Source organism: Flavobacterium aquidurense (assembly GCF_002217195.1).
GTDB classification, from domain to species: Bacteria; Bacteroidota; Bacteroidia; order Flavobacteriales; family Flavobacteriaceae; genus Flavobacterium; species Flavobacterium frigidimaris.
Window position 1 is genome coordinate 1 of sequence record NZ_MUGR01000032.1, and the last position, 14260, is coordinate 14260.

At 35.6% G+C, this 14260-nt stretch carries 8 protein-coding genes; 2 read left to right on the top strand and 6 right to left on the bottom strand.

What is annotated here, in order from left to right; genetic code table 11:
* Positions 1-90: 90 nt before the first annotated feature.
* The 5 genes from B0A67_RS16415 to porV all read right to left on the bottom strand — a co-directional run bounded on the left by B0A67_RS16415 (position 91) and on the right by porV (position 6657).
* Entirely contained in the window at positions 91-1938 is a 1848-nt protein-coding gene (locus tag B0A67_RS16415; RefSeq protein WP_072954575.1) for a hydrolase/aminopeptidase, read from the bottom strand.
* Between the two features lie 139 nt (positions 1939-2077).
* Positions 2078-3727: a pyruvate dehydrogenase complex dihydrolipoamide acetyltransferase gene (locus B0A67_RS16420; RefSeq protein WP_072954571.1), complete on the bottom strand. Its 1650-nt coding sequence runs from the start codon at positions 3725-3727 to the stop codon at positions 2078-2080.
* Between the two features lie 7 nt (positions 3728-3734).
* The gene (gene pdhA, locus B0A67_RS16425; RefSeq protein ID WP_072954568.1) at positions 3735-4733 is read right to left on the bottom strand and encodes a pyruvate dehydrogenase (acetyl-transferring) E1 component subunit alpha; all 999 of its coding nucleotides are present in this window, start codon (positions 4731-4733) and stop codon (positions 3735-3737) included.
* Positions 4734-4891: 158 nt separating this feature from the next.
* Positions 4892-5374 carry a cytidine deaminase gene (gene cdd, locus B0A67_RS16430; protein WP_072954565.1) on the bottom strand — a complete coding sequence of 161 codons (483 nt, stop codon included), beginning with the start codon at positions 5372-5374 and terminating at the stop codon, positions 4892-4894.
* A 77-nt stretch (positions 5375-5451) separates the two neighbouring features.
* Positions 5452-6657 (bottom strand): type IX secretion system outer membrane channel protein PorV, encoded by a 1206-nt coding sequence (gene porV, locus B0A67_RS16435; protein ID WP_072954563.1) that lies wholly within the window; start codon positions 6655-6657, stop codon positions 5452-5454.
* A gap of 1495 nt (positions 6658-8152) precedes the next feature.
* On the opposite strand from porV, the gene gldJ reads away from it, so the two are divergent.
* Positions 8153-9838, top strand: a complete 1686-nt coding sequence (gene gldJ / locus B0A67_RS16445; protein WP_072954558.1) for a gliding motility lipoprotein GldJ — start codon at positions 8153-8155, stop codon at positions 9836-9838.
* Positions 9839-9923: 85 nt separating this feature from the next.
* Positions 9924-11210, top strand: a complete 1287-nt coding sequence (locus B0A67_RS16450) for a UDP-N-acetylmuramoyl-tripeptide--D-alanyl-D-alanine ligase (RefSeq protein WP_072954555.1) — start codon at positions 9924-9926, stop codon at positions 11208-11210.
* 38 nt (positions 11211-11248) lie between these two features.
* Here the strand turns inward: B0A67_RS16450 and B0A67_RS16455 are convergent, their stop codons facing one another.
* Entirely contained in the window at positions 11249-14128 is a 2880-nt protein-coding gene (locus tag B0A67_RS16455) for a triple tyrosine motif-containing protein (protein ID WP_072954553.1), read from the bottom strand.
* Positions 14129-14260: the final 132 nt, after the last annotated feature.

The following is a 14260-nucleotide window of genomic DNA, read 5'->3' on the forward strand; positions in this document are numbered from 1 at the left end:
TAATCGGGGATTTTATTATTTTTCAGTCTCAGTCTTTAATGGTATTGCAAATTGAAAACCGTTACTGAAACTGAAAACTGTGACTGCAAACTATTTCAAAATACCTTCAACAGCCTGAATAGTTGTAGCGTGATAACCGGATTTTGCTTTGTCAAAAACTTGTTTTGCCCAAATTTTTCCTTCAGGAGTTTTAGCCATTTCTTTGTAAAGCATCATTACAGATCCTGTTCTGCTTATTGAAACTAGAAATTGCTCAATCGCAGGATTTGCTGTTTTGTATTGGTGAATTATTGCCTGAACAAACCATTGGCGTTTTATGATAAAGTTTCCGCCTTTTGTAAAGTTGAATTCTGCATCAATTGCTTCCATTTCTTTTGGTGTAATATCCGTTGGAAGATGATCAATAAAATACTGTTTTTCGCTGGTTGTCGTGATTTTTTGACTTAAACCTTTTACACCGGTTGCTCTCCAGTTTTTTTGAATTTTATCAATTGCATCAAAATCCGCAGAAGTTACCGGATTGATATTTGATGGAATTCCCGGTTTGTAAATCCAGTCTTCTGCTTTTATTTTGTCAGCGAGTGCTTTGTCTCCTTTTATGAGGTTTTCGTTGTAGTATTTGATAAAATCTTCTGTTGTGATCGATTTAAAAGCGTGTGCATCGAAATAATTTTTGATGAAAATATCAAATTTCTCACGTCCAACAGCGTTTTCGATCACTCTTAAAAAAGCATATCCTTTTACATAAGGAATTATACTGATTCCGTCATCAGGATTTCTTCCTGTAAGACTTACTTTTAATCTTGTGTCAGGGCTTGTGTCGCCGTATTCTGCTACATTATCAACTAATTCTTTTCGGGTGATAACGTTCTGCATTTCAAATTCTTTTTCGCCAAAAATTGCTTCTCCTATTCTGTGTTCTACATAAGTGGTAAAGCCTTCGTTCAACCAGATATCATCCCAGGTTGCATTGGTTACTAAGTTTCCGCTCCAGCTGTGTCCTAATTCATGTGCCAGTAAACTTGTTAAAGAGCGGTCTCCTGCAATTACGCCCGGAGTTAAGAAGGTTAAATTTGGATTTTCCATTCCGCCGTAAGGAAAGCTTGGAGGTAAAACCAGAACATCATAACGTCCCCAACGGTAAGGTCCGTATAATTTTTCAGCTGCAACAACCATTTTTCCAAGTTCAGCAAATTCCCAGGCTGATTTTTTCAGCATCGATGGTTCTGCATAAACTCCGGTTCTGTTGTCGATAGATTGAAATTCGATATCTCCAACAGCAATTGCCATTAAATAAGAAGGAATTGCTTTGTCTTGTTTGAAAGTGTAAATACCGGTGTCATTTTTTTTCTGTGGATTTACGGCGCTCATTACAGCTAATAAATCTTTAGGAACAGTAACTTTTGCGTTATAGGTAAAACGGATTCCCGGAGAATCCTGACACGGAATCCAGGTACGGGACCAAACACTTTCTCCTTGTGAGAATAAGAAAGGTTTCTTTTTGTCTGCAGTCTGTTCCGCTGTTAACCATTGCAATGCAACAGCGTCTTTAGTTGTGCTGTAGTAAATATTTACTTTAGTTGTGTTAGGTTCGATGGTAATACGAAGAGGTTTTCCGTGAAATTCGACGTCCTTTCCAAGTTCGAATTTGGTTTCTTTTTCGTCATCGCCTAAAGTTACTTTGGTAATGTTAAGTGTGTTTTCGTCGAATATAATTTCGTTTCCTTTGCTGATGTTGTCAATTAACCAGGAAGCTTTTCCGGAAATGGTTTGTGTGTCAAAATCGACTTTAATGTCAAGATCTAAGTGTTTGACTACGGCAAGTTCTGGTTTAGAATAAGTGTGTTCATCTGTAACAACTGCTGGTTTTTCGGTTTGATCTTTTTTCTGACAGGCGATTGCAGTCAGGAATAAAGTTACAAGGATTAGTTTTTTCATTTTACGAAGTATTGAATTTGAGGATGAAAATTAAACAAAAAATCCCGTTTTGAATAAACAAAACGGGATTTTATTATAAATAACCATCAATTTAGCTCAGTCGGCCTTCTGTTTCTATCAGGCTGAGATAACATAGAAATTATGCTAACATTGTAACCGGGCTTTCGATGTATTGCTTTAATGTTTGTAAAAATTGAGCGCCAGTTGCACCGTCAATTGTTCTGTGGTCACACGCTAGTGATAACATCATAGTATTTCCTACAACAATCTGACCGTTTTTAACTACTGGTTTTTCAACAATTGCACCTACAGAAAGAATGGCAGAGTTTGGCTGGTTGATAATTGAATTGAATTCAGTAATACCAAACATTCCAAGGTTAGATACTGTAAAAGTACTTCCTTCCATTTCTTGTGGTCCAAGTTTTTTGTTTTTAGCTCTTCCGGCAAGATCTCTTACTGAAGCACCAATTTGAGATAAACTCATAGCATCTGTAAATTTCAATACAGGAACTACTAATCCGTCTTCAACTGCTACGGCAACACCAATGTTAACGTGGTGGTTGATGATGATTGCATCTTCTTTCCACTGAGAGTTAATTTTTGGATGTTTTTTCAATGCTAATGCACAGGCTTTAATTACCATATCGTTGAAAGATACTTTTGTATCCGGAACAGTATTGATTGTCGCTCTTGAAGCCATTGCGTCGTCCATGCTTACTTCGATCACTAAGTTGTAGTGAGGTGCAGTAAATAATGATTCAGCAAGACGTTTTGCGATAATTTTACGCATTTGAGAGTTTTTGATCTCTTCGGTGAAAACTTCTCCGGCAGGAACGAATACTTTTGGTGCAGCAGGTGCAGCGTCAGCTTTTGGAGCAGCAGCAGTTGCTGTTGCAGCTGGTTGTGCCTGAGCAGCTGGAGTAAAGTTTTCGATATCGCTTTTTACGATGCGTCCGTTTTCTCCTGAACCTTTAACCTGAGTTAATTGGATTCCTTTGTCAGAAGCGATTTTCTTAGCTAATGGTGAAGCTAAAATTCTTCCTCCGTTTGAGGTTTCAGCCACAGTTTCAGTTGCTTTTTCAGCAGCTGGAGCAGCTTTTTCTTCAGTTGCAGGAGCACTTGCAGTTCCTCCGGCAGTATAATTGTCAGCAATTCCGCTAATGTCAGTTCCTGCAGGTCCGATAATAGCTAATAAGCTATCAACAGGTGCAGTATTTCCTTCCTGAATTCCTATGTATAATAAAGTTCCCGCATTGAATGACTCAAACTCCATAGTCGCTTTGTCAGTTTCAATTTCGGCTAAAATATCCCCTTCAGCAACAGCATCACCTACTTTTTTCAACCAGGTTGCTACTGTTCCTTCAGTCATTGTATCGCTCAAACGTGGCATAGTTACAACTATAACTCCTTTTGGTAATTCGGTTGCAGCTTTTGCGGCAGGAGCAGGAGTTTCTGTTTTTTCTTCAGCAGCAGGAGTTTCTTTAGATTCTGCTTTTGGTGCTTCGGCAGCAGGAGCGTCTCCACCAGCTAATAATGCTGATATATCTTCTCCTTCGTTACCAATAATTGCTAATAAAGAATCAACCGGAGCGGTTTCTCCAGCCTGAATTCCAATATGTAAAAGAGTTCCTTCGTTGAAAGACTCAAATTCCATTGTTGCTTTGTCTGTTTCAATTTCAGCAAGGATATCTCCTTCGCTAATTTTGTCGCCTACTTTTTTTAACCAAGTCGCTACCGTTCCTTCCGTCATAGTATCGCTCAAACGAGGCATTGTTACTTTTATCGCCATAATATTGTTATAGTTTATGAGGTGTAAATGGATAGTCTTCTTGTGCGTAAACTACATCGTATAATTGTTGTAATTCAGGATATGGAGATTCTTCAGCGAATTTCACACACTCTTCAACCAAATCTTTAACCCTTTGGTCAATTGCTTCAATTTCTTCTTCTGTAGCATACTTTTGATCCTTAATTACATCTAAAACCTGAGTAATCGGGTCAATTTTTTTGTATTCTTCAACCTCTTCTTTAGAACGGTATAATTGCGCATCAGACATAGAGTGTCCTCTGTAGCGGTACGTTTTCATTTCAAGGAAAGTTGGTCCGTCACCACGACGAGCTCTGTCAATAGCTTCTGTCATTGCTTCAGCAACTTTTACAGGATTCATTCCGTCAACAGGTCCGCAAGGCATTTCGTATCCTAAACCAAGTTTCCAGATATCAGTATGGTTTGCAGTTCTTTCAACAGAAGTTCCCATTGCATAACCGTTGTTTTCAACGATAAATACAACTGGCAATTTCCAAAGCATAGCCATGTTGAAAGCTTCGTGTAGTGAACCTTGTCTAGCAGCACCATCACCAAAATAGGTCATAGTAACTCCTCCGGTTTCAAAATATTTATCAGCAAAAGCTAAACCAGCTCCTACCGGAATTTGTCCACCTACGATTCCGTGTCCACCATAAAAACGGTGCTCTTTAGAGAAAATGTGCATAGAACCTCCCATACCTTTAGAGGTTCCTGTCGCTTTTCCTAAAAGCTCAGCCATTACTCGTCTGGGATCAACTCCCATACCAATTGGCTGAACGTGATTTCTGTAAGCAGTAATCATCTTGTCTTTAGTCAGGTCCATAGCGTGCAAAGCACCCGCTAGTACAGCTTCCTGACCGTTATATAGGTGTAAAAAACCTCTAACTTTTTGTTGAATGTATAATGCTGCAAGTTTGTCTTCAAACTTTCTCCAAAGTAGCATGTCTTCGTACCACTTTAAATATACTTCTTTTGTAACTTCTTTCATCTGAATTCTTTCTTTTGCTAAAGTTTGTTTGTGTTATCAATTGTTGCCTATAACGCAAAATAGTTTCCTCCCACAAATTTGCGCCCGAAAGGTCGGGATGCAAAAATAAGACATTCCTATTAAGAAGTAAAATTTAAACGTGACTTTTTGGCTTTTTTTTACAAGAACTTTTTATCAAACATAAAAGGAAGCAAATTTTTCAGGGATGCTGATTTGTAAACTTCACCAATTTCGCCCATAAAATAGATTTCTATAGGGGTGTCTTGCCTGATTTCGTATTCTGCAATTGATTGTCGGCATGAGCCACAAGGCGGAATTGGAGCTGTAGTCTGATTGGTGTCTGAAGCTGCTGTAATGGCTATTTTTAGAATTTTGGCATCAGGATACATGCTTCCTGCATAAAAAATCGCTACTCGTTCTGCACACAATCCTGATGGATAAGCGGCATTTTCCTGATTAGATCCTAAAACTGTTTTTCCGTTGTCTAATAATAATGCTGCTCCAACTCTGAATTGTGAATAAGGCGCGTATGCTTTTTTGCGAATTTCAACGGCTTGGTTCATTAGGTCCTGAATATCCGCTGAAAGTTCCTGTAGTGTGTCGTAAACGATAAATGACGATGTAATGCTTATATTTTTCATTCTTTTTATGGGAAAAAAAATCCAAATTTCTAAGAAATAGAAATTTGGATTGTTATTGATTTTTTTATTTTTTCTGTTTAATAAACTTCGTATTTGTCACCAAAGTTAAAGGTTAAAGAAAAACGAAGTGTGTTTTCTAGTGGATTTTTTATTTTTGATGTCGAAAATAAGTATGAAACGTCCACTTTAACAACGTTGTATTTGAATCCTGCTCCTAAAGAAAAAAACTGTCTTGCTCCTTTTTGCGGACTTTCATGAAAATATCCTGCTCGTAATGCAAATGCGTCCTGATACATATATTCTGCACCTACACTATAGGTGATTTCTTTTAGTTCTTCGCTAAAACCACCCGGAGCATCTCCAAATGATTTAAAAATACCTGAAACCCAGCCTATGTCATTATAGTTTCTGAAGTTTGTTGCATTTGCCTGTTGCTGAGAGATGTCTCCCGGATCATCATAATCTCCGTCTCCATTTGCATCAACGGGAGTTCCCGGTCCCGGAGGAGTTGGTACTAGAAGTTTCGTAAATTCAACACTAAGAGCTACCTTATTATCGTTGTCAAGAATAAAGTCAAAACCTCCGCCCAGTCTAAGATTGGCCGGTAAAAAGTTGGAGCTTAAATCGTCATTGTCATAGCTTATTTTCTGACCCAGATTTTGCATGTTAAAACCAGCTCTCCATCTTCCGTTAAAGTTAGAATAGGCAATTTCTTCAGATTGATAAAATCCTGCAATATCTACTGCAAACGTGCTGGCAGGTGAGGCATCAACATCTTCTGAGGCAATTTTAAGATTGGAGCGTATGTATCTTGCGGCAACCGCCATCGAGAAGGTTTCGCTTAGTTTCAAAGAGTATGATCCGTCTAGTGCAAACTCGTTAGGTGATACTATTCTTGCGGCTTCGTTAGGATCGCCGGTAGTTCTTAGTTCAATATCCCCAAAACCAAAATAACGAAGACTTCCCGCAAAGGCACTCCGGTCATTGATTTTGTTATAATAGGTTACTTGTCCAAGAGAAATGTCGTTAGCCAAATCTGTTAGGTAAGGAGTGTAGCTAATGGAAAAACCTTGTTTGTCGACTGAAAAAGCATATTTTGCAGGATTCCATTGCTGCGAGAAAGCATCTGTTGATGTTGCGACACCCTGATCTGCTAAACCGGCTGCTCTGGCATCTGCGGCAACTAATAAAAATGGGACTCCTGTCGTAATAGGTCGATTCTCCTGAGCCTGTACTTTAAAAAGAATAAAAGAACAAATTAAAAGTAGTGATATTTTTTTCATTTAGGGAACTTAACGTATTTATGATACAAATATATATATTATTATAAGATGACAAGCTTTTCCTATTTTTCTGCCTTTTTATTTGTCAAATAAATTGACTTTGAGTTGTAAATATAAAATCCTTTTTCGGTTCAACAGCTAAAAATCGTCTTTTCTATTCAGGGTTATTTGTCTGAGTAGAAGTCTTCTTTTAAAATGATTTGTTTTTTTGTCTGACTACTTTTGTTGTGGTTATTGTGAACTCATGCTTAACATCTAAAGATTTTAGTGGCTATTGCACCGAAAACCAGTTTAAAATAGATATAGAATCATTAAGAGCGTGAGTCGATGTTAATGTGCTTCATTCCTTAATAATAAATTTGTAACGGTACGATGTAAATTTCCCGGCTATAAAACTTATAGTGTTTGTGCCGTTAGTTAAGTTTTTGAGAGGAAACGTAAATTTCCTTTGGCTTAAGTGTTCGGTTTTTTCTGTTAATAATCACTATAAATATTCTTCCTGAATTACTATAGTATCATGTTTGATTTGGCTTATTTTATCTGTGTTGTTTTTATTTTCGCACTGATACAAAAAATTTATTGTTCCTATATAACTTAACTTTTGGTCTATTATTGCCCTGAGATGATTTTTCGTTTGTTACTCCTTATTAATAGAGGTACTAAGTATGATTAATTTTTGTGAACTGATTGTTTGAATTTTAAATGACATTGCAGGACTATATCTATGATAGTTTAAGGTTGGGAGTATGATATTGAATATTTTACTTGATTAAAAATTCCTGGTCGTGATTGATGAAAAATAATTTTCTAACTATTGAAGTCATAAAAGGTATGGTGTTATGTTGTTCTGATGAAATTGATAGTCGTCAAAAGTATTGAGCTCTTTGGGCTATTTGCTTCCTTATTATAGGTAATTGCGAAAGGAAAGTTTGTCTTGTGTCTCTTGGGGTAATTCTTTTGATGATTTTATTTGGTTTTTCGGGGAATTTCAGTGTGGCAGATCTGCCGGTTCACTAGCTGTAACTGGCTGATATCTGACGTTTGTAGTTTCTGCAGAATTGGTGCTTATGTAGCCTGATTCGTTCAGGTTGAGTAATAAGGTCGTGTTTTTTTAGCAGTATTATATCGAAAGTGGTCCTCTGAAAAGTTTAGAATCTTTAATTTTAAGTTGCCTGAAAATATCTCTTTTTTAACTTGATAATCTCCTGTGAAGTTCCGTTTTATATGAGAAAAAGAGGCAAAGAACGAGGGAAGAAAAAGCAGTATTCGCACTTGTTATATGAGGGAATTAAAGAGTTTTGGATTTTTAGAAAAATAGTAAGTAAAAATATAGTCTTTCATGTTATAGTAAATAATAAAAAGTATATTTTTGCGTTCGTAATTATAGGTTATTTTCTGGTAAAAAAACAGTTAAATAAAATTATTAGAACAGATGTTGCTAATTAAACGTTAATTATTATATTGCAGCACCTAAATTTATCACCTAAGAATGAGTATGAAAGTAAACAAAATTGTAGTCTTGCAATTAATGATGTCAATAATATTGATGTTAGGCACGGCTAGTTGTAGCAAAAAATCGAGTTCCAGTCGTGCTTCCAGAGCAACTGGTTGGGATGTAGATAGTCAGAATGGAACTGCTGCCAGAAATGCAGGAAAAAAACAACAGGCTGGTCCTGGTTTGGTTTTTGTTGAAGGAGGTACGTTTACAATGGGTAAAGTACAAGATGATGTTATGCACGATTGGAATAACACAGCGACCCAACAGCACGTTCAGTCATTTTATATGGATGAAACAGAAGTTACCAATGGTATGTACTTAGAATACCTGGAATGGTTGAAGAAAGTTTTTCCTCCAACAGAAGAAAATTATAAAAATATTTACGAAGGAGCATCTCCGGATACTTTAGTATGGAGAAATCGTTTAGGATATAATGAAACGATGACTAATAACTATTTAAGACATCCTTCATATGCTAATTATCCAGTAGTGGGTGTTAACTGGATTCAGGCAGTTGAATTTAGTAAATGGAGAACTGATCGTGTAAACGAAGCAGTTTTAGAGAAAAACGGTTACCTTAAAAAAGGGGCTAAAACACAAGATGTTAGTGCTGAAAGTATTTTTAATACAGAAGCTTACCTTGCTTCACCATCTACAACTTATGGTGGTAATGAGGAACTTGTATTAAAGAAAAACCCTAATGGTAAAAGAACTAAAGCAGGAAAAGACGGTGTAGTTCCGGACGAAAAGAATGTATATGCACAACGTTCCTCAGGAGTTATCTTACCAGAATACAGACTTCCTACTGAAGCAGAATGGGAATATGCAGCAGCAGCAGATGTTGGGCAAAGAGAATATAATATCATAAAAGGACAAAAGAAATATCCTTGGTCCGGAGATTATACACGTTCATCTAAACGTAAAAACAGAGGAGATCAATTGGCTAACTTTAAACAAGGAAACGGTGATTACGGTGGAATTGCAGGTTGGTCTGATGATGGGGCAGATATTACTAACGCAGTAAAAAGCTACGCTCCTAATGATTTTGGATTATACGATATGGCTGGAAACGTAGCCGAATGGGTTGCCGATGTTTACAGACCTATTATTGATAATGAAGCGAATGATTTTAACTACTTTAGAGGAAATCAATACGCTAAAAATAAAATTGGTAAAGACGGTAAAATTGAAATTATCACTAAAGATAATATTCAATACAAAACGTTAAGCAACGGTAAAAAAGTGGCAACTAATTTACCAGGAGAAATTGCTCAGGTTCCGGTTGATGAAAATGAAACTTATTTGAGACAAAATTTCAGCACAAGTGATAATATCAACTATAGAGATGGTGATAAACAATCATCTAAATATTTTGACTTCGGAGATTCTGAAGCAGGAGCTAAAGCTGATCAGTCAATGTACAACTCTCCTAAACATAATGTAACAACAGACAGTTTAGGTCAGATGGTTAGAAAATATGACAATACTAGTAAACGTACTACACTTATCGATGATAACGTAAGAGTTTACAAAGGTGGTTCTTGGAGAGACAGAGCATATTGGTTAGATCCGGCTCAAAGAAGGTATTTTCCTCAGGATATGGCAACAGACTATATCGGATTCAGATGTGCGATGTCTAGAGTAGGTGCTAAAACTGAAAAAAGAAGATCACCTAGAAACTAAATTCTAGAAAACTTAAAAAAATTCCAAATTCCNNGAATTTGGATTTTTTTTTGGTTATTTTTATAATATGTAAATATTTTTTTAAATGAATATTAAGGACATTCATAACTTATTTTTGCAATGCAAATCAGTTTCAATTGATACAAGAAAAATTGAAAAGGGCTCTATGTTTTTTGCTATCAAAGGAGAAAATTTTGATGCCAATACCTTTGCTCTTGCCGCATTAGAATTAGGTGCTTTATTTGTTATTATTGATAATGCATCTTATGCAATTGATCAAAGAACTATTCTTGTTGAGAACAGTTTGGAAACGTTGCAGGAATTAGCGAAATTTCATCGTTCTTATTTAAAGTTGCCTATAATAGCCCTGACAGGAAGTAACGGAAAAACAACAACCAAAGAACTTATAAATGTTGTTTTGGCTAAAAAATACAATACTAAAGCCACCATTGGAAACTTAAACAATCATATTGGGGTTCCGCTGACTTTGCTGTCTTTTACGCAAGAAACAGAAATTGGAATTGTAGAAATGGGAGCCAATCATAAAAAAGAAATTGAATTTTTATGCGAAATTGCCCAGCCTGATTATGGTTATATCACCAATTTCGGAAAAGCACATTTAGAAGGTTTTGGTGGTGTTGAAGGTGTAATTGAAGGCAAAAGTGAGATGTATCGTTTTCTGGCTAAAAATGACAAACTGGTCTTCGTGAATCTGGAGGATCCTATTCAGATTGAGAAATCAGCCGGAATTAAATCATTTTCTTTTGGCGTAAACAATAATGCGGCCAACATACAAATCAAAAATATCAAAGCAAATCCTTTTGTTGCTATAGAATATGATGATTTCAGTGTAGCATCGCATTTAATTGGACTTTACAATGCTAACAATATCAATGCTGCAGTAGCAATGGGATATTATTTTAAAGTAGATAAAAATGACATCAAAGGGGCAATTGAAAATTATATACCGGAGAACAACAGATCGCAATTGTTAAGAATTGAATCCAATCAGATTATTCTGGATGCCTACAATGCTAACCCGAGTAGTATGACTGTTGCGATAACTAATTTTCTGCAGTTGGAAAATCAGAATAAAATAATGATTTTGGGCGATATGTTTGAGCTGGGCAATGAAAGTTCGCAAGAGCACAAGCTCATTGTTGACTCTTTGCTAGAGCAGGACAGATCGAAATGTTACCTGATTGGGAAGTTTTTTTATGAGCATAAAGTGGTTAAGGATAATGTAGTGTTTTTTGAGACTTTCGATTCTTTTGTAGGGTATCTTAAAACAGTTCATTTTAATGATAATACCATTTTAATAAAAGGTTCAAGAGGAATGGCCCTGGAGCGCATACTGGAATATATTAAATAATAAAGAAGCCATTCGGGATACCGAATGGCTTTCTTGCTTTAGATGCTCATGAGAAAACCAATCAGGTTTTCTTTTTTGTTTAAGCCTAGTTTTTTTCGTAATCGATATCGGGCTAATTCGACCCCTCCTGTTGAAATATTCATAATTTCGGCTATTTCTTTTGTCGACATATTCATTAATAAATAAGTTGATAAATCAAGTTCGCGTGGCGAAATTGTCGGATATTTTTCTTTTAATCTCTTTAAGAATTCAAAATGCACGTTTTTGATGTGTTTCTCCAGATCTTTCCAGCTTTTATCTGTATTGACTTCTTTTACAATGCTTTTATGTAATTTGTTGAATTCAAATTTGGTAGAATCATCTAAAATATTCGTGTCGATGTCTTTTAGTTTGTAAATGATTCCGTTCAGTATTTTGTTTTTCTTTACAACTTGTAGCGAGTTATTGACCAATTCCTTATCTTTTGCGAGGATTTTTATCTGTAGTTTGTCGCTTTTTAGTTTTTCAATTTCCTTTTCAAGTTCGTGCTGCTCGTGGCGTATTTTTGATTCTTTTTCGAGATACAATCTTCTTTGCTCGATTGTTTCGTAATACCTGTTTTTTCTGATTTTCAGTTTAATTCTGTTCGAAATGATATATACCGCAGTGATCAGTAAAATGAAGTAAACGAGGTAGGCTAAAAAGTGTCTGTACCAGGGAGGAGAAACTGTAAATGTAATTTCTGAAACATCAGATTCAATTCCGTAACTATTTTTAGCCTTCAGTTTCATTACATAATTGCCCTCTCTTAAGTTGGTATATTCTTTTATTGAAAGCGTCGACCATGTGCGCCAGTTTTCTTCAAAAGGTTCTAATTTATAAGAGTAGGTTACGTTCTCCTGATTTTCGTAAGTAGGCGATGAAAACGTAAATTTCACATGGTTAGAACTGTAAGGAACCGTATAGATCTGCTGATTTTCTGGGATGTTCCCAGTTAAGATAGTGTCTCCGGGAAAAGAAAAACTTTCGATGAATACTTTTGGTTTCGTTATAAATGAGCTCGGAATTTTAGAATCGTAATGAGTTAATCCGTCTGTTTGTCCTATAAAAATATTCCCAGGGTCTATAGTATTCACAGAAATATAGTTGTTTACTAAATTACCTGATAAATTTGAAAACGGCGCTTGTTTTCTGGTAAATGTCCCATTCTGATTTTTTGTCAAAACACCTAAAGATTCATTATAGGCATACCACAAACTTCCTTGTGAATCTTCTATTAAAGTAGTTATGGGGGGAATTCCCTTAAAAAGATCTGTTATTTTTTTGTCTTCAAAAAATGTTCCCTGCTCTTTAGAAAACCTGAAAAAATGGTTTTTTGTCTGAAAGTAAACGATGTTGTTTATATGTTGAAGACTTCCGATTCCGGTATAGGCTGAGGAGATGTTTTTGTGCTTTTTTATATAATCAAACTTTTTGAGATCTTCGGATAATCTCATTTGGTATAAATAAGGATCTTTTTTAAGCCATAAATAGTCTTGGTCCAGTTCGATCGAAAAAGTATTTGTTGTTTCGTCAAATCCTGCGACCTGATGTGAATATTCAAAACCATCGGCTGATTTTTTAAAAATGCTAAAACCATTATAACTTTCTCCTATAATATAGTTGTCGTGATTGGGTATTGTCTTGAATCCAAAATATCCTTTAGAATCCATTTTTTTAGATACTTTATTGTGATCAATAACCAAGGCTCCGCTATTGCTGGCACAAATAAGTACATTGTTGATTACCTGAATATTCCACGCTTGCGAAATCGTTCCTTCTACTCTCGTAAAAGGACTGTCCTTAAACGGGCTATTCCAGGAATGGTAGAATAATCCCTGATTTGTTGCTACGTACAAGTTTCCGTTGAAAATTGTTGACGCATACACGGTACCTATATTGTAGCTATAGTCAAAATAAGAAAAAGGCGAATTTTCATTAATAAAAGTGATTCCGTTATCAAGACCCAGCCAGATATTGTTTTTGTTGTCGATAAACGAGGTAAGTATAGTATTGTTTTGAAGGCCTTTTTGACGATTTAAATGTTGGATAATTTTACCGTTCAAATCACAGACTATGACACCGTCTAAGACTGAGTTAAGCACAATAAATTTACCTTTTATTATAGAGCCGCCAAGTGATGTGTTTTTTTTAATGAAAGCATTTGCCTCAGTTTCCCATGGTTTTACAGAAGTATTATCAGATATAAAAAGACCTTTTTCTAAAGTAGCTAAAAGCATTTTATTTCCGGGAAGAGGAAATACGGACCAAATTTCTTTATCATTAAATACAGTGGTTCCTTTTATTGGTTTGAGCTTTTTGTTTTGGTATTCCAGAATCCCAAGTGATTTGTCCTGAAAGTAAAGCCGGTTATTTACTAAAAATGAAAACTGAAACTTTGTTGGAGCATTTATAAATCTCAGTTTATTGTTTTTTAGGAAAAATATTTTTGTAAAGGATTGAAAAATCACCTCTCCTTTAAACAGGTGTATCCTCCAGATTAAGTTTATATTTTGCTTGTCCTTCTTGTCTACCATATCTGATAAAGAATGGTATTTTAGAATTCCTTTTGTGTCATTCTGAAAGTAACCAAACTCATTGTTTCCTCCCACATAGATTTTGCCTGACGGATCTATCTTCAGACTTCTGATTTCGTTTTGCATCGGAAGAGAATATTTGTGCCAGCTTGATCCATCAAATTGTATAAGACCATTATTATTGGCAAAGTACATATTCCCGTTTTTATCCTGATCGATACTCCAGTTTTGGGTTCCTCCTCTGTAATCCGACCTTTTATAGTTTTTGATACTTGGTATTCCTATGTCCTTAACCTGGGCATAAAGCGATGTTTGTAAGAAAAAAATTATAAGTGATGTAAAAATTGAGTTTATGAATTTCATAAAATTTGTAATGTATTTTTATTGGAAATGTTTTATAAACGGTTTTAATTTTTAATTAATTATTTGCAATGTTGCGTTTTCGTACCATTATTTTGAATAAATGATCAATTTGACTTTATTTCATAAATGTAG

Bases quoted from the DNA above. Each gene is read 5' to 3' on its own strand.
- B0A67_RS16415 (WP_072954575.1), bottom strand. From the start codon at position 1,938: ATGAAAAAACTAATCCTTGTAACTTTATTCCTGACTGCAATCGCCTGT.
- B0A67_RS16420 (WP_072954571.1), bottom strand. From the start codon at position 3,727: ATGGCGATAAAAGTAACAATGCCTCGTTTGAGCGATACTATGACGGAA.
- pdhA (WP_072954568.1), bottom strand. From the start codon at position 4,733: ATGAAAGAAGTTACAAAAGAAGTATATTTAAAGTGGTACGAAGACATG.
- cdd (WP_072954565.1), bottom strand. From the start codon at position 5,374: ATGAAAAATATAAGCATTACATCGTCATTTATCGTTTACGACACACTA.
- porV (WP_072954563.1), bottom strand. From the start codon at position 6,657: ATGAAAAAAATATCACTACTTTTAATTTGTTCTTTTATTCTTTTTAAA.
- gldJ (WP_072954558.1), top strand. From the start codon at position 8,153: ATGAAAGTAAACAAAATTGTAGTCTTGCAATTAATGATGTCAATAATA.
- B0A67_RS16450 (WP_072954555.1), top strand. From the start codon at position 9,924: ATGAATATTAAGGACATTCATAACTTATTTTTGCAATGCAAATCAGTT.
- B0A67_RS16455 (WP_072954553.1), bottom strand. From the start codon at position 14,128: ATGAAATTCATAAACTCAATTTTTACATCACTTATAATTTTTTTCTTA.